Raw genomic sequence first — 20,316 nt, forward strand, 5'->3', positions numbered from 1 at the left:
TGATGGTCTATGTACGTTTTGCGAAACACGTGAGTTTGCCATCAGTCTGAAGCCGCTTAGATAAGCGGCTTTATTGTCTGCTACTGGCTTACAGCACGGCGACAATGGCTTCGCACAGCGGAGCCATATTGTCTGGCGTCATTCCCGCCACGTTGACGCGCCCTGATGCTACCGCATACACACCAAACTCTTCACGTAGGCGCAGTACCTGCTCTTTGGTCAGGCCGCTGAATGAGAACATGCCGTTCTGGTTGATGATAAAGCTAAAGTCGCGGTTAGCGCCTTTTTCCTGCAGGGTGTTAACGAACAGCTGACGCATGCGGTGAATACGCTGACGCATGTCAGTCAGCTCCTGCTCCCACAAAGTGCGCAGTGCCTCGTTGCTGAGGATTGTTGCCACTACCGCCGCACCGTGTGCGGGTGGGTTTGAATAGTTAGCGCGAATCACAGATTTCATCTGGCTGAATGCGCGGTCAACGGTATCGGCATCGGCAGCAACCAGCGTACAGGCACCAACACGCTCATTGTAGAGGCCAAAGTTTTTAGAGTAGGAGCTGGCCACAATCAGCTCTTTATGGCTCGCCGCAAAAATACGCAGCCCTTGCGCATCTTCTTCCAGACCGCGGGCAAAGCCCTGGTAGGCAAAATCAAACAGCGGCAACCAGCCTTTTGCCAGCGACATCTCTGCCAGGGTTTGCCACTGCTCGGCGGTGGGATCAATACCCGTTGGGTTATGGCAGCAGCCGTGGAACAGAACCACATCGCCAGCCTGCGCGGCTTGCAGACTGTTAACCAGACCTTCGAAATTCAGCGAGTGATTTTGCGCGTCGTAGTAGTCATATTCGCAGACTTCCAGGCCCGCAGAGTTGAACACGCTTTTGTGGTTCGGCCAGCTCGGGTTACTGACCCACACGCGCGCGGTTTTAGTATTCTTAGCGAGGAAATCTGCAGCAACGCGTAGCGCACCGGTGCCGCCAGGGGTTTGTGCTGTGCGGGCGCGATGGGCCGCACTCAGCGCGTTAGCTTTTCCAAACAGCAACTCCTGGGTGCAGCGGCCAAATTCTGCAATACCGTCGATACCGAGGTAGTTCTTGGTGTTCTCATTTTCCAGCAGAAAAAGCTCCGCTTTTTTTACGCAGGTCAAAACCGGAGTTTTGCCCGTTTCATCCTTATAAACACCAATACCGAGGTTAATTTTAGTCGGACGGTCATCGGCGCGAAACAGATCGGCCAAACCAAGAATGGGGTCGGCAGGGGCTGCGGTAATGTTCTCAAACATGACGAGTTTCCATTGTGATAGCGAGGGAGTAACGCTCTCAGGTTAACTGCTGTTTTAGCAAATGCCAACCGTTTGCAATAAAAAGAAACGGGTGTCGTCACAACTCATTTTTTTCACCTTTTCAGGCATAAAAAAACAGGGCCGGAGCCCTGTTTTTAAACTATCCTGGCAACAAAGTTGCGGGATAATTAGAACTGGTAAGTCAGACCAACAGCAGCTTGGTCGTCAGTACCGATACCATAGGTGGCAGCACTGTAATCATTCTTATCCATCATGTTGAAACGGTAATCAACATAGACGTTCATGTTTTTGTTGAAGTAGTAAGTTGTACCCAACTGAACATATTTAGCCAGATCAGCAGTGCTGTCTGCACCGTTAAGGTGTTTGCCTTTGCTCTGTACATAAGAGATTGCTGGGCGCAGACCGAAATCAAACTGGTACTGTGCAACAACTTCAAAGTTTTGAGTTTTATTTGCCATTTCAGTGCCAGTAGTTGCACTTACAATGTTGGTCATGTTACGGGTTTCAGAGTAAATGGTCGCCAGGTAGATGTTGTTCGCATCGTATTTAGCACCAAGAGCCCAAGCCTCCGCACGTTTACCATTACCATCACGCTGCTCTTGCTGGTTAGTACGGTCAGCATTGCTGTATGCCGCAGTAACACCGAAGCCTTCGAAATCATATGAAGCAGAGTAGCCTACGCCATCACCATTTTGCTTGTCGATGGTGCCAGGTTGATTTTTTCCCTGGTACTGAACAGCGAATGACAGGCCTTCCACCAGACCGAATAAATCAGTGTTACGATAAGTTAAAAGACCAGCTGAACGGTTGGTCATGAAGTTATCGGTAGAACCACCCCAAGTTTCGCCCGAGAAGTATGGGGCCATATCGGTGTAAGCTTCAACATCGTATACCACACCGTAGTTACGGCCGTAGTCCAGAGAGCCTGCATCAGCAACTTTCAGGCCAGCAAATGCTAAACGGGTGTTACCTGCACTTTGCTCACCTTCAGGTTTGTTAGCGCCAACACGATATTCCCACTGACCGTAACCAGTCAGGTCGCTGTTGATCTGAGTTTCACCTTTAAAGCCTAATTGGCCGTAAGATGCATCCTGGCTGCTGTTGTCGCCATTACCTGAAGTTGTCCAAGAAGTACGACCTACAGCTTTACCGTACAGATCCAGTTTATTGCCGTCTTTGTTATAGATTTCTGCAGCGTTAGCTGCGCCAGCTGCCAGCAAAGCAGGGATAACCACTGCCAGAATATTGCGCTTCATCATTATTTATTACCCTCATTAGGTTTTTTGTGAACACCTGCCACTGCCGTCAATAATTCTTTACGGAACTATTGATGAGAGTTTGGTGTCTTTCTGTATCTGTCAGGCATCTTTCCATCCATGAAACCGTTTCGCTAGCCCGAAAGTGCTACAAACATCGAGAGTGAGTTACAAAAAGAAAGTTTTTGTAATAAATTGTGTATTTTACGGAACTTTGTGAACCACCTCAAACTTCCTTGCCGCTTCGGCTAAAAAACCCTCCATTTAAATATATGTATATGAATTACTTATGTTTAATTTTAATAAGTTAAAACTTTGTGCATATATTGCTTACATTTGTACATTCTTTGAGTAATTTTTGGATGTCCAGACATCTGTGTGGATTTTGACCATATGTGCTAAGTCAATGCGCAAAATAAAGATGCAAGGAAAAAGTAGGGTTATTTTTTACGTTTGTATTGCAGGACATTCTTAGTGAAGGTAAAGCTGGAAGGTGGGGGGAACAGACGGGAAGAAAAAAGGCCAGCAATGCTGGCCTGAGTAAAAATCAAATCTTAGAAGCTTGCATTACGTGGCGTACGCGGGAATGGGATCACATCGCGAACGTTTTGTACGCCGGTGACATAGGCAATCAGGCGCTCAAACCCAAGGCCGAAACCGGAGTGGGGAACGGTGCCGTAACGGCGCAGATCGCGATACCACCAGTAGTCTTCTTTATTCAGGCCCATCTCGGCCATCCGCGCATCAAGCACGTCCAGACGCTCTTCACGCTGAGAGCCTCCGATGATTTCACCGATGCCTGGGGCTAACACGTCCATTGCCGCAACGGTTTTACCGTCTTCGTTAAGGCGCATATAGAAGGCCTTAATGTCTTTCGGATAGTTTTTCACGACCACAGGCGCTTTGAAATGTTGCTCAGCCAGATAACGCTCGTGTTCGGAAGAAAGGTCAACGCCCCAGTAGACCGGGTTTTCGAATTTCTGACCGCAATTCTCAAGAATGGTTACTGCGTCGGTGTAATCCACCTGGGCAAAATCAGCTTCGATGAAGCGCTGTAAACGTTCCACGGCATCTTTGTCAACGCGCTCGGCGAAGAACTGCAGATCATCCATACGCTCATCAAGCACCGCTTTGAAGACATATTTCAGCATGGCTTCGGCCAGGCCCGCTACGTCGTCAAGGCTTGCAAAAGCGACTTCTGGCTCTAACATCCAGAACTCAGCCAGGTGGCGGCTGGTGTTGGAGTTTTCCGCGCGGAAGGTTGGGCCAAAGGTATAGACTTTGGACAACGCGCAGGCGTAGGTTTCACCGTTCAGCTGGCCGGATACGGTCAGAAACGCTTCTTTACCGAAGAAGTCTTTATCGAAATCAATTTTGCCGGCATCGGTACGCGGCAGGTTTTCGAGATCAAGGGTCGAGACGCGGAACATTTCGCCTGCGCCTTCGGTATCGGACGCCGTAATCAGCGGGGTCGAAACCCAGAAATAACCCTGCTCATGGAAGAAACGGTGCAGCGCCTGAGCAAGGGTATGACGCACGCGAGCGACGGCGCCAATCATATTGGTACGCGGGCGCAGGTGTGCCACTTCGCGCAGGTACTCAATACTGTGGCGTTTTGCCGCCATCGGGTAGGTATCGGGATCGTCAACCCAGCCGCTGACTTCAACTTCAGTCGCCTGGATCTCAAAGCTCTGGCCCTGGCCGAGAGATTCAACCACTTTACCGGTGACCACCACGGAACAGCCGGTCGTCAGGCGCAGTACGTCTTCATTGTAATTAGGCAGAGAATTATTTATGACGGCCTGTACAGGAGAAAAGCAGGAACCGTCATAGACGGCGAGGAAGGAGATACCAGCTTTTGAATCTCTACGAGTACGCACCCATCCGCGCACGGTGACTTCTTGGTCAACGGCTACACGGCCCTGGAGTACGTCGGCTACAGGCACAACGCTCATATTTTTCTCTCTATTAAAAAGTCAGTGACAAAAAAAATAACTCCCCATAAACGGGGGTCATCTATGTTACCTGTCGCGCGCCGACTGACAAGCAGAAAAATCAATGGAGATGCAGAAATACAATAAAGAGAGGTGTTGTCGCGATAGATGAAAGAAACCTGTGGGAGTGAGGCAGGCCACAGGTTTATTAGCGTCAGCTGGCTTTTTTAATCTGAGGCAAATCGAAGGCTTTACGTAGGGCGCGCACGAACTCTTTATCGTGGCAGATGGTTTTCCCCGGGCTGTCGGAAAGTTTCGCCACCGGCTTGCCGTTACATTCCACCAGCTTGATAACGATATTCAGCGGTTTCACCTGGGGGATATCGCAGGTCAGGCGAGTGCCAATACCAAAACTCAGATTGACGCGGGTGCAAAAATGACGATACAGCTCAACCGCTTTCGGTAAATCCAGATTGTCTGAGAACACCAGTACTTTGGTTGTGGGATCAATGCCCAGTTTTTCGTAATGCGCGATAGCTTTTTCACCCCATTCAACCGGGTCCCCGGAGTCATGGCGCAGCCCCTGATAGCGGCTGGCAAAAGAGCGATCGAAGTCGCGTAAGAAAGCATCCATGGTGATGCAATCCGTTAACGCGATACCCAGTTTATCGGGATATTCGTCAAGCCACGCCTGAAGTGCCGCACGTTGGCTGTTTGCCAGCACCGGGCTGATTTGCTGATGTGCCTGGAACCATTCGTGCGCCTGAGTGCCCATTGGCGTTAAATTCAGGCGGCGTGCCAGGTCATAATTGCTGGTGCCCACAAACCACCTTTCTTGCTGCAGGCGGTTCACGATAGCCTCCTGAACTTCGCGCGAGAAGCGGCGGCGCGTCCCGAAGTCCATCAGACGGAATGCGCAAAGATCGATATCCGCCGTCAGCTCGTTGAACTGCGCCAGCTTACTTTCCAGATGCTCCAGCGCCATGTGCGGGGTCACGCCAGGCGAACGGTGGTGATGCACCACTTCACTGATTACCGCAAGCAGAGGCACTTCCCACATGATCACTTCCAGCCACGGGCCGCTCAGACGAATGTCTAAATGACCGTTGTTATTGCTGATGTGAACCTGAGAGGGGTCGTAGCGGAACGTACGCAGCCAGCTAAGATAATCTGCGCTAAAGAACGGCAGACTTTCAAGATAAGTGAACTCCTCGCCGCTCAGGGCAAGGTGGCGCATTAAATCGACCTGTTCACGGATAGCATCAGCATAAACGCCCAGCAGGTCGTCACCGCGGCAGCGGAATTCTGCCGCGACGCTCACGTCGTGATAACGGTGGAAAACCGCCTGCTGCATATGAAGCTTATAGGCGTCAGTATCCAGCAGCGTTTGCAAAATTGGGGAAGCGTATCGAGTCATGGCGCGTTGCAGCATCCTCTCACAGGAGCGTTTCCATCAAGGGCTAAGCAGATAAAAGACGCAGGAGTATACCCTGATTATCTGTTTATTAAACCAGGATCACAACACGTGCGCACTTTCTGTGCCGCTGGTCGCAGGGGCCTTTTGTTACATATATGTAGCAAATCGCGTGAGAGGCCCTGAAAAGTTGATGATTCTGCGTGGCAACATCAGGGCAACAGGAATAGACTGAACTCCGCAAACTTACGGATGATATATAAGGTTTTTTATGACACAACAGCCACAAGCCAAATATCGCCACGACTACCGTGCGCCGGATTACACGATTACCGATATCGATTTGACCTTTGACCTTGATGCCACAAAAACCCTGGTCACCGCTATCAGTCAAATTACCCGCCAGGGCGCGGCGGGTGCCCCGCTACGCCTTGATGGTGAAGATCTGACGCTGGTTTCGATTGAGGTAAATGGCGCGGCCTGGAAAGAGTATCGCCAGGAAGAGGGCGCGTTGATTATCGACTCTTTGCCAGCAGCCTTCACGCTGACTATCGTCAATGAAATCAGCCCGGCCACCAATACCGCGCTCGAAGGCCTTTACCTTTCCGGTGATGCGCTTTGCACCCAGTGCGAAGCGGAAGGTTTCCGTCATATTACCTGGTATCTCGACCGGCCAGACGTTCTGGCGCGTTTCACCACCAAAATCATTGCCGATAAATCCAGATACCCGTTCCTGTTATCTAACGGCAACCGCATTGCCGAAGGTGAACTGGATAACGGCCGTCATTGGGTACAGTGGCAAGATCCCTTCCCAAAACCGTGCTACCTGTTTGCGCTGGTGGCCGGTGATTTCGACGTGCTGCGCGATACCTTTAAAACGCGTTCAGGCCGCGATGTGGCGCTGGAGCTGTTTGTCGACCGTGGCAATCTTGACCGCGCCGGCTGGGCGATGACGTCGTTGAAAGCCTCAATGAAGTGGGATGAAACCCGTTTTGGCCTCGAATACGATCTCGACATCTATATGGTTGTCGCCGTCGATTTCTTCAACATGGGCGCCATGGAGAACAAAGGGCTTAACGTCTTTAACTCTAAATACGTGCTGGCGCGTGCCGAAACGGCGACGGATAAAGACTATCTCGATATCGAACGCGTTATCGGCCACGAATATTTCCATAACTGGACCGGCAACCGCGTCACCTGTCGCGACTGGTTCCAGCTAAGCCTGAAAGAAGGGCTAACGGTTTTCCGCGACCAGGAATTTAGCTCCGATCTCGGCTCGCGTGCGGTTAACCGCATTCAGAACGTACGCACCATGCGCGCTGCGCAGTTTGCTGAAGATGCCAGCCCGATGGCGCACCCGATTCGCCCGGATAAAGTTATCGAAATGAACAACTTCTATACGCTGACGGTGTATGAGAAGGGCTCAGAAGTGATCCGTATGCTGCACACCTTACTGGGTGAAGAGAACTTCCAGAAAGGGATGCAGCTCTACTTTGAACGCCATGATGGCAGTGCGGCAACCTGTGATGATTTTGTACAGGCTATGGAAGATGCCTCAAACGTTGACCTGTCTCACTTCCGCCGTTGGTACAGCCAGGCCGGTACGCCAGTCGTTACCGTGCGTGATGACTACGACCCGGAAAAAGAGCTGTATACGCTGACTATCAGCCAGCACACGCCGCCAACCGCCGAGCAGCAGGACAAGCATCCGTTACATATTCCGTTCGACATTGAACTGTATGACAACGAAGGCAAAGTGATCCCATTGCAGAAAAATGGCCATCCGATTCATCACGTGCTGAATGTGACGCAGGCAGAGCAGACGTTTGTCTTCGATAACGTCTATTTCCAGCCGGTGCCATCTTTGCTGCGCGAGTTCTCAGCGCCGGTGAAACTGGAATATAAATGGAGCGATCAGCAGCTGACGTTCCTGATGCGCCACGCGCGCAACGACTTCTCCCGTTGGGATGCGGCACAAAGCCTGCTGGCCACTTATATCAAGTTGAATATTAACCGCTGCCAGCAGGGGCAGCCGCTATCGCTGCCGCTGCACGTCGCCGATGCGTTCCGAGCGATTCTACTGGATGAGAAAATCGACCCGGCGCTGGCGGCAGAAATTCTGACGCTGCCCTCGCAAAACGAAATTGCCGAACTGTTCCAGAAAATCGATCCACAGGCGATTGCAACAGTGCATCAGGCATTAACCCGCACGCTGGCAAACGAGCTGGCGGACGAGTTCCTCGCGGTCTACAACGCCAACAAACTAGATGCTTACCGCGTGGAGCATGCGGATATCGGCAAACGCGCATTGCGTAACACTTGTCTGCGTTATCTGGCATTTGGCGAGCGGCCGCTTGCTGAACAACTGGTGCGCAACCAGTATCAACGCGCTGATAACATGACCGACTCTATCGCTGCGCTTTCAGCTGCCGTTGCTGCACAGCTGCCTTGCGGCACAGAGCTGCTGGCGGCGTTTGATGAGAAATGGCATCAGGATGGTCTGGTGATGGACAAGTGGTTTGTATTGCAGGCGACAAGCCCTGCGGCTGACACACTCAGCAAAGTGCGCGAATTGCTGAACCATCGTTCATTTAGCATGGGCAACCCGAACCGTGTGCGTTCGCTGATTGGTGCTTTTGCGGCGGGGAATCCGGCGGCGTTCCATGCACTCGACGGTAGCGGTTATCAGTTTATGGTGGAAATGCTCAGTGAGCTGAACCACCGTAACCCGCAGGTGGCTTCACGTCTGATTGAGCCATTGATTCGTCTGAAACGTTATGATGTAAAACGTCAGGAAATGATGCGTGCGGCGCTGGAGCAGTTGAAAGGGCTGGAGAATTTGTCTGGCGATTTGTTTGAGAAGATTTCTAAAGCATTGGCTTAAAAACCACCCTAACCCTCTCCCTGAGAGTTAGGGCAAAACCACTAACCGGTGCGCACCACGCGCTCCGGTTCTTTCACTCTTTGCCGTTTCATCACGCGTTCCAGCACCTGTGCTTCCAGTTCAGCCAGCCGGACAGCGCCGAGCTTGCGTGGGCGAGGTAAATCAACGGTCAAATCGAGACCAATTTTCCCTTCTTCAATTAACAAAACCCGGTCTGCCATCGCCACCGCTTCGCTGACATCATGCGTGACCAGCAGCACCGTAAATCCGTATTCCTGCCATAAAGAGACGATCAGCTCCTGCATTTCGATACGCGTCAGGGCATCCAACGCGCCCAGAGGCTCATCGAGCAATAATAGCCGTGGATGATGAATCAGCGCTCGGGCCAGCGCCACGCGCTGTTTTTGCCCGCCAGACAGGGCGGCAGGCCATTCGCTGGCTCGATTCGCAAGCCCAACCGCCTCAAGCGCGCTTGTAGCCGCATCTTTCCAGCTGCCTTTCAGTCCCAGGCCGACATTATTAATCACTGATTTCCACGGCAGCAGGCGTGCATCCTGAAACATTAAACGCGTTTCATCCTGGCTATCGCGTAACGGGGCATTTCCGGCAATTAGCGTTCCAGCATTAGGCGTTTCTAACCCAGCCAGCAAACGCAGCAAGGTACTTTTCCCACCGCCGCTGCGCCCGACCACCGCAACAAACTGCCCGGCGGGAATATGTAATCCGAGTTCATCAAGAATCGTTTTATTGCCGTAGCGTTTGGTGATGTTGTTGAGAAGTAGGGGAGTGCCCTGATTTAAACGAGAGGTATTCATGCGTTCTCCTCCTGAAGCTGATAAGCCGGGTGCCAGCGCAGCCAGATACGTTCAAGTAATTGCGCGCTGAGATCGGCCAGTTTGCCGAGCAGGGCGTACAAAATAATGGCGACCACCACCACATCGGTTTGCAGGAATTCGCGGGCGTTCATCGCCAGGTAACCAATTCCCGAACTCGCTGAAATGGTCTCGGCCACGATTAAAGTCAGCCACATCAGGCCTAAAGCGAAACGAATGCCAACCATTATCGACGGCAGCGCGCCGGGCAAAATCACCTGGGCAAACAGGCTAACGCCAGACAACCCATAGCTGCGTGCCATCTCAAGTAAGCCCTGGTCGATATTGCGAATACCGTGCCAGGTATTGATGTAAATCGGGAACAGCGTGCCGAGGGCCACCAGGAAAATCTTCGCCGACTCGTCAATGCCGAACCACAAAATCACCAACGGAATTAACGCCAGGTGCGGGACGTTGCGCAGCATCTGTATTGAGCTGTCCAGCAGGCGTTCCCCCCAGCGCGACAGGCCGCTAATCAGCCCAAGAATTAAACCCAGCGATCCACCAATACTGAAACCGATCGCCGCACGCCATGAGCTAATTGCCAGGTGTTGCCACAGCTCACCGCTCGCGGAAAGATTCCAGAATGTCACCACCACCCCTTCCGGCGAAGGGAGGATACGCGAGGAGAGCCAGCCTGCGCTTGATGAAAGCTGCCAGATGGCGATAACCGCCACCGGCAGCGCCCACGGGGCCAGCCGCAATAGTAGTTTGTGCGTTGTCTGGGTCATTGGCGGCTCCTTAGCTTTGTGCAGTTTTGCGCGGGATGAAGTCATTCGCTATAACTTCACCTTTTTCATGGACCTGGCGCGGTTGTGGGATCTGTGGAATGGCAACATCCAGATGCGGGAACAGTAATTCGCCCACGCGATACGCTTCTTCCAGATGCGGGTAACCGGAGAAAATAAAGCTGTCGATACCCAGGGCTGCATATTCGTTGATGCGAGCCGCAACCGTTGGGCCATCGCCTACCAGCGCAGTACCTGCGCCGCCACGTACCAGGCCGACCCCCGCCCACAGGTTCGGGCTGATTTCCAGGTTGTCTCTCTTGCCGCCGTGCAACGCCGCCATGCGCTGTTGGCCGACGGAATCGGTGCGCGCAAAAGCGGCCTGCGCTTTGGCAATAGTTTCATCGTCAAGTTGGGAAATCAGACGGTTGGCGGCGTCCCACGCTTCTTTATTCGTTTCACGCACAATCACATGCAGGCGAATACCGAAACGTACGGTGCGTCCGTGTGCGGCGGCTTTTGCGCGAACCTGCTCGATTTTCTCTTTCACCAAATGCGGCGGTTCGCCCCAGGTGAGATAGAGATCAACCTGCTCAGCAGCCAGATCCTGCGCCACCTCTGAAGAGCCGCCAAAGTAGAGCGGTGGACGGGGCTGTTGTACCGGCGCGAACAGCAGTTTCGCTCCCTTAACCTTAATATGTTTGCCCTCAAAATCGACCGTTTCGCCTTCCAGCACGCGACGCCAGACATGGGTAAACTCGGAGGACGCTTCATAACGCTGCTGATGATTAAGGAATACGCCATCTGCGGCTAGCTCTTCCGGGTCGCTGCCGGTCACCAGGTTAAATAAAGCGCGCCCGTTGGAAAGCCTGTCGAGCGTTGCGGCCTGACGTGCGGCGACAGTTGGGGAAGTTACGCTCGGGCGTAGCGCGACAAGAAATTTCAAACGCTGCGTCACCGGGATCATGGATGCGGCAACCAGCCAGGCATCTTCACATGAACGACCCGTTGGGATCAGTACACCAGTAAAGCCGATTCTGTCTGCCGCCTGGGCAATTTGTTGCAGGTAGCCATGGTCAACCGGGCGCGCGGAGTCGTTGCTGCCTAAGTAATGGCCATCGCCATGGGTAGGTAAAAACCAAAATATATTCAAGCTCATGATTTATCTCCTTTAGCAGTGGCTGTTGGCTGCCAGATTCGGGTGCGGATATCGACTTTTTTAGGCACTAAGCGGTTGTCATAAAACAGGTCTGCGGTTTGCTGTTGTTTCGCAGCGGTTTCGGCACTGACCGGGGTAATCACCGTCGGCGGGCGGTGATCGAAATAGGTGGCGATGACGTTTTCAGGCAGCCCCATGGTTTTTGCCAGTAGCGCAACGCTTGCATCACGCTGGCTATGGGTTAACGCATCGGCGTCGCTGAATCTCTTCAGTACCTGCTGCAGGAATGCGCCATTTTTTTCGGCATACGGGCGGGATGCGAGGTAAAACGAACCGGTTTGATTTAGCCCGCTGCCATCGGTTAATACCCGAACACCACCGTTTAAAAGCGCTGCGGAGTAGTACGGATCCCAAATCGCCCAGGCATCCACGTTGCCCTGCTGGAAGGCGGCGCGAGCATCGGCTGGTGTTAAATAAGCGGCCTGCACATCGGTAAATTTCAGCCCGGCTTTTTGTAGCGCCCTCAATACCAGGTTGTGGGCGCTGGAGCCTTTCTGGAAGGCGATTTTATGCCCTTTCAGGTCGGCCACGGTTTTAAGCGGACTGTTTTCCGGCACCAGAATCACTTCGGCTTTTGGTTTGGCCGGTTCAGAACCGATGTAAACCAGGTCGGCTCCTGCCGCCTGGGCGAAAATGGGCGGAATGTCACCGGTGCTGCCCAAATCGATACTGCCAATATTCAACGCCTCCAGCATTTGCGGGCCGGCGGGGAACTCAATCCACTGGAATTTGGTTTGCGGGTACTCTTTTTCCAGCAGCCGATGGCTTTTTGCCAGCACCATGCTGACTGAGCCTTTTTGATAACCAATCCGCAGCTGTTCCGGCCCGGGTTCGGCGGCGTGAAGCGTAGCGCTCAGACTCAGTGCACCCGCCAGCATTAGCCAGGGGGCCGTTTGTTTTAGCAGGTTAAACATGAGCCACTCCTTGAGTGCTAAAAGGGGAAGAGATAATAAAATCGCGGCGATGCAGTGCCTGCCAGAAAGTTTCCAGCGCGTCGTCAAGACGCAGATGTAAATTGCTGCTGAACACGGGTTGATGCTGGTAATCCGCAATCTGGCCGTCATCAGCAAAGACGCCATGTAGGATTTCCTGAGCTTTCAGCGCGTTAAGCACCGGTTTCAGGGCATAATCCACAGCCAGCATATGCGCGACGGTGCCGCCGGTGGCGAAAGGCAGAACCACCTTTTTCTCCAGCGCGCGCTCAGGCAGCAGGTCGAGCAGCGTCTTTAGCGCGCCTGAAAACGACGCTTTATAGACGGGGGTGGCGATAATTACGCCGTCAGCCTGCTGCAACTGTTCGGTTAACGCTAACAGCGCCGGGCTATCAAAACGGGCGTACAGTAAATCTTCAGCCGCGAAGTTTTGCAGGTGCCAGTGACACACCTCGATATCCAGAGCGCTTAATTTTTCGCGGGCATATTCCAGCAGCGCGCTGGAACGGGAGGGGAAGCGCGGGCTTCCAGCCAGGGTTATCACTCGCATAGCGTTTCCTTATAACTAATTGTTCACATTTAGGTGGTATTGATAACAATTGAGGGTGATAGTGGCGCAGAACTGTTATTCCACTAAATGATTTATCCGGGATAGAAATTCTAAAAAACGCATAACAGACGGGAGAGAAGAAAACGTTTGCGTTGATTGAGCCTTTTTTGTTGCAGGTCAATTCCATTCAGCGCAGTTATCGTGAATAATACGGCCCCGGTTTGCATACCGGGAATCCAGGAGAGTTCATGTACTATCCCTTCGTTCGTAAAGCCCTTTTCAGGCTCGATCCAGAGCGCGCTCATGAAGTGACATTCCAGCAATTGCGTCGTGTATCAGGTACACCACTCGAATGGCTGGTGCGGCAAAATGTGCCGTTTAAACCCGTTACCTGCATGGGATTGACCTTTAAGAATCCATTAGGCCTGGCCGCAGGCCTGGATAAAAATGGTGAATGCATTGATGCGCTGGGTGCAATGGGCTTTGGCTCCATTGAAATTGGCACCGTAACGCCTCGCCCACAGCCTGGAAATGACAAGCCGCGCATTTTTCGTCTGGTTGAGGCCGAAGGTCTGATCAACCGCATGGGCTTCAATAACCATGGCGTTGATAACCTGGTCGAGAATGTCAAAAAATCCCATTTCGACGGGATACTGGGCATCAATATTGGTAAGAATAAAGATACGCCCGTAGAGCAAGGGAAAGACGATTATTTGATCTGTATGGATAAAATTTATCCGTATGCCGGTTATATCGCGATCAATATTTCGTCGCCAAATACTCCAGGGTTACGCACGCTGCAATATGGTGAAGCACTGGACGATCTGTTAACTGCCATCAAAAATAAGCAGCAGGAACTTCAGGCGTTGCATCACAAATATGTGCCAGTGGCGGTGAAGATCGCGCCGGATCTTTCCGTAGAGGAATTGATCCAGGTAGCCGATAGCTTAGTTCGCCATAATATTGATGGGGTCATTGCGACCAATACTACTCTGGATCGTAGCCTGGTTCAGGGCATGAAATATTGTGATGAAATGGGGGGATTAAGCGGCCGCCCGGTGCAGTTGAAAAGTACTGAAATTATTCGCCGTTTATCACAAGAATTAAACGGTCGGTTACCGATTATCGGTGTTGGCGGTATTGATTCAGTGATTGCAGCACGTGAGAAAATGGCGGCGGGGGCCTCGCTGGTACAAATATATTCCGGCTTCATATTTAAAGGCCCACCGCTGATTAAAGAAATCATTTCAGGTCTGTAATCATTTTACTTTCCAGATAACCGGAGCTTTATTTCCTGCTCCGGTTGTTTTATATTCCATCACTGTTGCTAATTTGAACATATTGGTCTTTTATTAATATGTTGATTTACGAAGCGGCGATAAGGATATTTTAAAGCGCAGAAAAAGACGAAAAGGCAAATAATTATGCGGATGAAACCGGACGATAACTGGCGTTGGTATTATGACGAAGAGCACGATCGCATGATGCTCGATTTAGCCAATGGCATGCTGTTCCGTTCCCGTTTTCCACGTAAGATGCTTACCCCTGATGCCTTTGAAAACACAGGTTTTTGCGTTGACGATGCCGCTTTGTTCTTCTCCTTTGAAGAAAAATGTCGCGACCTGCTGTTAAGCAAAGAACAGCGTGCGGAACTGGTATTAAATGCGCTGGTGGCGATTCGTTATCTGAAGCCACAAATGCCAAAAAGCTGGCACTTTATCTCCCATGGGGAAAGCTGGCAGCCCGCTGCGGGCGATGCGGCCTGCGTCTGGTTGAGTGATGATATGCAGCAGGTCAATCTGCTGGTGGTCGAAACGGGCGATAACGCGGCGCTCTGCTTACTGGCGCAACCGGGTCTACAACTGGCTGGCCGCACCATGCAGTTGGGTGATGCAATAAAAGTGATGAATGACAGATTAAGGCCGCACCCGCTAAGAAATGAGCTTAACCTCGATCAGGCTGTTTAATTCCCTGAAAGCTCTACGTCTCCCGCCGGAATACAGCTGCAGCACAGAATCGTGCCGTCATTACTGATAGCGCTTTTCTTCAATGCCTTAACTTCACCACTGACTAACTTAATTCGGCAGCTGCCGCAAATGCCCGCCCGGCAAGAATAGGGGACGCGAATACCCTGCTGTTCGAGCTGTTCCAGCAAAATTTGCTGGTTATTGCCGTGAAATTGTTGGCCCTGCCAGTTAATTTCAACGCGGCTTTCAGGCTGTGATTCAGGTTGAATGCCCGGCTCAACTTGCCCTGCGCCATAAGCTTTTGCGGGTTTCGTCGCTAATACTTCCAGCTCATCGCCAACGCGGATAACGCCGCTATTACGGGCAATTAAGTTCTGACCAAAATCAACGTCGCCATTATCAAGCGCGGTGCGGAATTGCTGCAGAGTTGCCAGCGGCTCGCCGCTCGGGTGTTTACGCCCACGTTCCGGGCTGACGGTTGTTAAAATACAGCGGCTACAGGGTTTGACGACATCAAACATGACGCCACCAATGCGTACCACCTGCCAGCTGTCTTCTGCCCAGGGCTGTGCTCCGGTAACGACTATATTCGGGCGGAACTGCGTCATTTTAACGCTTGCCGGGCAGCGGTTTTGCAAATCACGCAGTGAAGCTTCATTGGTCAGCAGGAACGGATAACCATCGGCAAAAGATAAAGGGACTTCCTGATGGCGTTTTACGCGGCGCGTTAACGTTGCGCCCAGCCAGCGTAACTGAACGGGGCGCGAGAAAAAGCCGCTCAGCCACTGGTTGATTTCATCAGGCGCTATTTGCGCGGTGAAATGGTTTCCCCAGACCTCGGTCGGCTCGGCCTGCGGCTGAAAATCTGCAAAACGTACGCAGGCGGAACTGCCGTCGGGTGCGCTCAGGAACAAACCATCGTGAGTGATTGCTGGAGTAAACAGTACCATTTCCGGTGAGGTGCGCGCGGTAATAAAAGTGCCGTCGGGTTCGGTCAGCATAAAGATGCGATCGCAGGCGAAACCGCTGCTGGTTGCCAGCGCATGGGAGAGGGCAAGTCCGCGCATCGATTTCACCGGGTGAATATAAAGCTGGGATAAGACGATCATCGCGCGCTCCATGCAGAAATAAATAGGCAATATAAGAGGCCAACTTTATGACATGCGTGGCGGATTGGCTATAATGCGCCACAATTTTCTTTTTACACCTGATAAGTGACGATATGAATTCTCTGTTTGCCAGTACGGCGCGTGGGCTTGAAGAGCTATTAAAAACTGAACTGGAGGGCCTTGGTGCGCAAGCATGCCAGGTGGTTCAGGGCGGCGTACATTACCAGGGGGACTCACGTCTGCTCTATCAAAGCCTGATGTGGAGCCGCCTTGCGTCCCGCATTCTGCTGCCTTTAAACGAATGCAGTGTTTATAGCGATCTGGATTTGTACCTCGGCGTACAGACCATCGACTGGCCTGCGCTGTTTGGCCCGGATGCCACCTTCGCGGTGCATTTCAGCGGCCTGAACGACGTCATTCGTAATAGCCAGTACGGCGCATTAAAAGTGAAGGATGCGATTGTTGACTCCTTTACCCGCAAAAACCTGCCGCGTCCAAACGTCGAACGTGAACAGCCAGACCTGCGTATTAACGTCTGGTTGAATAAAGACACCGCCAGCATTGCGCTGGATTTAAGCGGCGAAGGGCTGCACCAGCGCGGCTACCGTGACAGCACCGGGGCTGCGCCAATAAAAGAGACGCTGGCCTCCGCCATCGTGATGCGCTCAGGCTGGCAGCCTGGCACGCCGCTGCTCGATCCCATGTGCGGCTCCGGTACGTTATTGATCGAAGCGGCGATGATCGCCACCGATCGCGCCCCGGGTTTGCACCGCAAGCACTGGGGGTTCCTGGGCTGGGCGAATCACGATGTGGATTTATGGAAAGAAATTACCACTGAAGCGCAGGTTCGCGCCCGTAAAGGCCTGGGTGAATATACTTCGCGTTTCTTCGGTTCGGATAATGATTCACGCGTAATCGAACGCGCGCGTGCCAACACCCGCCGCGCGGGTCTGGCCGATATCATCAGCTATGAAGTCAGAGATGTGGCGAAGCTGAACAACCCGCTGCCGGAAGGCCCGGTGGGGACCGTTATCAGTAACCCACCTTACGGCGAGCGCCTGGACAGCGAACCTGCGCTGATCGCGCTGCACAGCCTGCTTGGCCGCAACATGAAGAGCCATTTTGGCGGCTGGAATTTGTCGCTGTTTAGCGCATCGCCCGATCTGTTGAGCTGCCTGCAGCTGCGTGCTGAACGCCAGTTCAAAGCGAAGAACGGTCCGCTGGATTGCGTGCAGAAAAACTATCAATTATCGGCTACCAGCACGGGTGCGCAATCAGGCCAGATTGCTGATGATTACGCCAACCGCCTGCGCAAAAATATCAAAAAACTCGACAAATGGGCGCGCCAGGAAGGCATCGAATGCTATCGAATTTACGATGCCGATTTGCCAGACTATAACGTTGCTGTTGACCGCTACGGCGAGTGGGTTGTGGTTCAAGAATATGCGCCGCCGAAAACGGTTGATGCCAACAAAGCGCGTCAGCGTCTGTTTGATGTGATTGCAGCAACAATGTCTGTACTGGAATTGCCATCCAACCGCCTGATCCTGAAAACCCGCGAGCGCCAGAAAGGGAAAAGTCAGTATCAGAAAATGGATGAGAAGGGCGACTTCATGGAAGTGAGCGAATATAACGCTCGTCTGTGGGTCAACCTGACTGATTACCTTGATACCGGTCTGTTCCTCGACCACCGTATTGCGCGCCAGATGCTGGGCAAAATGAGCAAAGGGAAAGACTTCCTTAACCTGTTTGCTTACACCGGCAGTGCGACCGTTCATGCGGGCCTGGGCGGCGCGAAAACGACAACCACCGTCGATATGTCGCGTACCTATCTGGAGTGGGCGGAGCGTAACTTACGTCTTAACGGCTTGAGCGGCCGCGCGCACCGTCTGATTCAGGCTGACTGCCTGGGCTGGCTGCGTGAAACCGATGAACAGTTTGATCTGATCTTTATCGATCCACCGACGTTCTCAAACTCAAAACGTATGGAAGAATCTTTTGATGTCCAGCGCGACCACCTGGTGCTGATGAAAGACCTGAAGCGCCTGTTGCGCCATGGCGGCACCATTATGTTCTCCAACAATAAACGCGGCTTCAAAATGGACTTTGACGGGCTGGCTAACCTCGGCCTGAGCGCTCAGGAAATCACGCAAAAAACCCTGTCGCAAGACTTTGCCCGTAATCGCCAAATTCATAACTGCTGGCTCGTGACTCACGTCGCCAAGGATTAATTGTCATGTCATTAATTAGTATGCACGGTGCCTGGCTGTCGTTTAGCGACGCGCCGCTATTAGATAACACTGAACTCCATATCGAAGAAAACGAACGCGTCTGTCTGGTTGGCCGTAACGGCGCGGGTAAATCCACGCTGATGAAGATCCTCAATCGTGAAGTGCCGTTGGATGACGGCCGCATGATTTACGAGCAAGATTTGATCGTTGCGCGTTTGCAGCAAGATCCCCCGCGTAACGTGGCGGGCACGGTTTACGATTTCGTTGCGGAAGGCGTGGAAGAGCAGGCGGAACATCTCAAGGCCTATCACGATATTTCTCATAAAGTGATGACCGATCCGAGTGATAAAAACCTCAACGAGATGGCGCGTATTCAGGAAATTCTGGATAACCAGAACCTCTGGCAGCTCGAAAGCCGTATTACCGAAGTGCTGCTGCAGCTGGGCCTGGATGCGGATACTGAGCTGTCTGCGCTTTCCGGCGGCTGGTTGCGTAAAGCGGCGCTGGGCCGTGCGCTGGTGAGTTCTCCGCGCGTATTGCTGCTGGATGAACCGACGAACCACCTGGATATTGAAGCTATCGACTGGCTGGAAGGCTTCCTGAAAGAGTTCCAGGGCAGCATCGTGTTTATTTCCCACGACCGTTCATTTATTCGCAATATGGCGACGCGCATTGTCGATCTCGATCGCGGCAAATTGGTTTCTTACCCAGGCGACTACGACCAGTATTTGCTGGCGAAAGAAGAAGCGCTGCGCGTTGAAGATCTGCAAAATGCCGAGTTCGATCGCAAGCTGGCGCAGGAAGAAGTCTGGATCCGCCAGGGCATTAAAGCTCGTCGCACCCGTAACGAAGGGCGCGTTCGCGCGTTAAAAGCGATGCGTAACGAACGCAGCGCGCGCCGTGAAGTGCTGGGCAGCGCTAAAATGCAGGTCGAGGAGGCCGCTCGTTCCGGCAAAATCGTCTTTGAGATGGAAGATGTTTGCTACTCCATTGCACAACGCGCATTGGTCAAAGACTTCTCGGCTCAGGTGCAACGCAGCGACAAAATCGCATTGGTGGGGCCAAACGGCTGCGGCAAAACCACATTGTTGAAACTAATGTTGGGGCAACTGGAAGCCGACAGCGGGCGCGTACACTGCGGTACTAAACTGGAAGTGGCGTACTTTGACCAGCACCGTGCCGAGCTTGATCCAGACCGTACCGTGATGGACAACCTTGCGGAAGGCAAACAGGAAGTGATGGTGAACGGTAAGCCACGCCATGTTCTGGGCTACCTGCAGGACTTCTTGTTCCATCCCAAACGCGCGATGACGCCTGTACGTGCGTTGTCAGGCGGTGAGCGTAACCGTCTGTTACTTGCGCGCTTATTCCTGAAGCCAAGCAACCTGCTGATTCTCGATGAGCCGACCAATGACCTGGATGTTGAAACGCTCGAACTATTAGAAGAGCTGATCGATGGCTACCAGGGCACCGTGATGCTGGTGAGCCACGATCGTCAATTTGTGGATAACACCGTTACCGAATGCTGGATTTTTGAAGGCGAAGGCAAAATTGGCCGCTATGTGGGTGGCTATCACGATGCCAAAGGCCAGCAGTCTTCTGCCCACTCTTTGCGCCAGCCGGTGACAGATAAAGCGCAAAACAGCCAGCCGGCAAAGGCGGAGGCTGTTAAACGCGCGAGCAGCAAGCTAAGCTATAACCTGCAGCGTGAATTAGAGCAGTTACCACAGCGTCTTGAACAACTTGAGGCCGAGCTGGAAGTGCTTCAGGCGAAGGTTGGCGATGCTGAGTTCTTTAACCAGCCACATGATGTTACGCAAAAAACATTGAGCGACATGTCTGCGGCGGAAAAAGCACTGGAAGAGGCTTTTGAACGCTGGGAATATCTTGAAGCGCTGAAAAACGGCGCGTAACACAAGG

15 protein-coding genes are annotated in these 20,316 nt (G+C 52.5%); 5 read left to right on the forward strand and 10 right to left on the reverse strand.

The features are described 5' to 3' along the window. Positions 1–88: 88 nt before the first annotated feature. The 4 genes from EHN07_RS17770 to pncB form a co-directional block, all read right to left on the reverse strand. Positions 89–1,279 (reverse strand): amino acid aminotransferase, encoded by a 1,191-nt coding sequence (locus tag EHN07_RS17770; protein WP_124025366.1) that lies wholly within the window; start codon positions 1,277–1,279, stop codon positions 89–91. A gap of 188 nt (positions 1,280–1,467) precedes the next feature. Then, positions 1,468–2,559: a porin gene (locus EHN07_RS17775; RefSeq protein WP_124025367.1), complete on the reverse strand. Its 1,092-nt coding sequence runs from the start codon at positions 2,557–2,559 to the stop codon at positions 1,468–1,470. Positions 2,560–3,110: 551 nt separating this feature from the next. Next, positions 3,111–4,511, reverse strand: a complete 1,401-nt coding sequence (asnS, locus tag EHN07_RS17780; protein ID WP_124025368.1) for an asparagine--tRNA ligase — start codon at positions 4,509–4,511, stop codon at positions 3,111–3,113. Positions 4,512–4,704: 193 nt separating this feature from the next. Next, positions 4,705–5,907, reverse strand: a complete 1,203-nt coding sequence (pncB, locus tag EHN07_RS17785) for a nicotinate phosphoribosyltransferase (protein WP_124025369.1) — start codon at positions 5,905–5,907, stop codon at positions 4,705–4,707. A gap of 268 nt (positions 5,908–6,175) precedes the next feature. Here pncB and pepN point away from each other — a divergent pair, with 268 nt between their 5' ends. Beyond that, positions 6,176–8,788: an aminopeptidase N gene (gene pepN / locus EHN07_RS17790; protein ID WP_124025370.1), complete on the forward strand. Its 2,613-nt coding sequence runs from the start codon at positions 6,176–6,178 to the stop codon at positions 8,786–8,788. A gap of 41 nt (positions 8,789–8,829) precedes the next feature. Here pepN and ssuB read toward each other — a convergent pair whose 3' ends face one another. Genes ssuB through ssuE form a run of 5 tightly spaced genes read right to left on the reverse strand, consistent with a single transcriptional unit; the run spans position 8,830 to position 13,089 of the window. After that, on the reverse strand, positions 8,830–9,603 hold the full coding sequence (gene ssuB, locus EHN07_RS17795; protein WP_124025371.1) for an aliphatic sulfonates ABC transporter ATP-binding protein: 774 nt from the start codon (positions 9,601–9,603) through the stop codon (positions 8,830–8,832). Beyond that, positions 9,600–10,391 carry an aliphatic sulfonate ABC transporter permease SsuC gene (ssuC, locus tag EHN07_RS17800; protein WP_124025372.1) on the reverse strand — a complete coding sequence of 264 codons (792 nt, stop codon included), beginning with the start codon at positions 10,389–10,391 and terminating at the stop codon, positions 9,600–9,602. The genes ssuB and ssuC overlap by 4 nt, the downstream gene beginning before the upstream one ends. Positions 10,392–10,401: 10 nt before the next feature. Beyond that, a complete protein-coding gene (ssuD, locus tag EHN07_RS17805; protein WP_124025373.1) occupies positions 10,402–11,547 on the reverse strand; it encodes an FMNH2-dependent alkanesulfonate monooxygenase in 1,146 nt (381 codons plus the stop codon). Continuing rightward, positions 11,544–12,521 carry a sulfonate ABC transporter substrate-binding protein gene (locus EHN07_RS17810; RefSeq protein ID WP_124025374.1) on the reverse strand — a complete coding sequence of 326 codons (978 nt, stop codon included), beginning with the start codon at positions 12,519–12,521 and terminating at the stop codon, positions 11,544–11,546. The genes ssuD and EHN07_RS17810 overlap by 4 nt, the downstream gene beginning before the upstream one ends. Next, complete coding sequence (ssuE, locus tag EHN07_RS17815) at positions 12,514–13,089, reverse strand: NADPH-dependent FMN reductase (RefSeq protein WP_124025375.1); 576 nt, start codon at positions 13,087–13,089, stop codon at positions 12,514–12,516. Before ssuE ends, EHN07_RS17810 begins: the two co-directional genes overlap by 8 nt. Positions 13,090–13,337: 248 nt before the next feature. Here ssuE and pyrD point away from each other — a divergent pair, with 248 nt between their 5' ends. Beyond that, entirely contained in the window at positions 13,338–14,348 is a 1,011-nt protein-coding gene (pyrD, locus tag EHN07_RS17820) for a quinone-dependent dihydroorotate dehydrogenase (RefSeq protein ID WP_124025376.1), read from the forward strand. 165 nt (positions 14,349–14,513) lie between these two features. Then, positions 14,514–15,056: a cell division protein ZapC gene (zapC, locus tag EHN07_RS17825; protein ID WP_124025377.1), complete on the forward strand. Its 543-nt coding sequence runs from the start codon at positions 14,514–14,516 to the stop codon at positions 15,054–15,056. Here zapC and EHN07_RS17830 read toward each other — a convergent pair. Continuing rightward, positions 15,053–16,165, reverse strand: coding sequence for a YcbX family protein (locus tag EHN07_RS17830; RefSeq protein ID WP_124025378.1), 1,113 nt, complete (start codon positions 16,163–16,165; stop codon positions 15,053–15,055). The two genes, zapC and EHN07_RS17830, sit on opposite strands and share 4 nt — an antisense overlap. Before the next feature lie 113 nt (positions 16,166–16,278). Between EHN07_RS17830 and rlmKL the strand changes: the two genes are divergently transcribed. Both rlmKL and EHN07_RS17840 read left to right on the forward strand, forming a co-directional pair. Then, on the forward strand, positions 16,279–18,396 hold the full coding sequence (gene rlmKL / locus EHN07_RS17835) for a bifunctional 23S rRNA (guanine(2069)-N(7))-methyltransferase RlmK/23S rRNA (guanine(2445)-N(2))-methyltransferase RlmL (RefSeq protein WP_124025379.1): 2,118 nt from the start codon (positions 16,279–16,281) through the stop codon (positions 18,394–18,396). Positions 18,397–18,401: 5 nt separating this feature from the next. Beyond that, positions 18,402–20,309, forward strand: coding sequence for an ABC transporter ATP-binding protein (locus EHN07_RS17840; RefSeq protein WP_124025380.1), 1,908 nt, complete (start codon positions 18,402–18,404; stop codon positions 20,307–20,309). Positions 20,310–20,316: the final 7 nt, after the last annotated feature.

Origin of the sequence: Buttiauxella warmboldiae (assembly GCF_003818135.1) — a bacterium.
Classification (GTDB): Bacteria; Pseudomonadota; Gammaproteobacteria; order Enterobacterales; family Enterobacteriaceae; genus Buttiauxella; species Buttiauxella warmboldiae.

Bases quoted from the DNA above. Each gene is read 5' to 3' on its own strand.
- EHN07_RS17770 (WP_124025366.1), bottom strand. From the start codon at position 1,279: ATGTTTGAGAACATTACCGCAGCCCCTGCCGACCCCATTCTTGGTTTG.
- EHN07_RS17775 (WP_124025367.1), bottom strand. From the start codon at position 2,559: ATGATGAAGCGCAATATTCTGGCAGTGGTTATCCCTGCTTTGCTGGCA.
- asnS (WP_124025368.1), bottom strand. From the start codon at position 4,511: ATGAGCGTTGTGCCTGTAGCCGACGTACTCCAGGGCCGTGTAGCCGTT.
- pncB (WP_124025369.1), bottom strand. From the start codon at position 5,907: ATGACTCGATACGCTTCCCCAATTTTGCAAACGCTGCTGGATACTGAC.
- pepN (WP_124025370.1), top strand. From the start codon at position 6,176: ATGACACAACAGCCACAAGCCAAATATCGCCACGACTACCGTGCGCCG.
- ssuB (WP_124025371.1), bottom strand. From the start codon at position 9,603: ATGAATACCTCTCGTTTAAATCAGGGCACTCCCCTACTTCTCAACAAC.
- ssuC (WP_124025372.1), bottom strand. From the start codon at position 10,391: ATGACCCAGACAACGCACAAACTACTATTGCGGCTGGCCCCGTGGGCG.
- ssuD (WP_124025373.1), bottom strand. From the start codon at position 11,547: ATGAGCTTGAATATATTTTGGTTTTTACCTACCCATGGCGATGGCCAT.
- EHN07_RS17810 (WP_124025374.1), bottom strand. From the start codon at position 12,521: ATGTTTAACCTGCTAAAACAAACGGCCCCCTGGCTAATGCTGGCGGGT.
- ssuE (WP_124025375.1), bottom strand. From the start codon at position 13,089: ATGCGAGTGATAACCCTGGCTGGAAGCCCGCGCTTCCCCTCCCGTTCC.
- pyrD (WP_124025376.1), top strand. From the start codon at position 13,338: ATGTACTATCCCTTCGTTCGTAAAGCCCTTTTCAGGCTCGATCCAGAG.
- zapC (WP_124025377.1), top strand. From the start codon at position 14,514: ATGCGGATGAAACCGGACGATAACTGGCGTTGGTATTATGACGAAGAG.
- EHN07_RS17830 (WP_124025378.1), bottom strand. From the start codon at position 16,165: ATGATCGTCTTATCCCAGCTTTATATTCACCCGGTGAAATCGATGCGC.
- rlmKL (WP_124025379.1), top strand. From the start codon at position 16,279: ATGAATTCTCTGTTTGCCAGTACGGCGCGTGGGCTTGAAGAGCTATTA.
- EHN07_RS17840 (WP_124025380.1), top strand. From the start codon at position 18,402: ATGTCATTAATTAGTATGCACGGTGCCTGGCTGTCGTTTAGCGACGCG.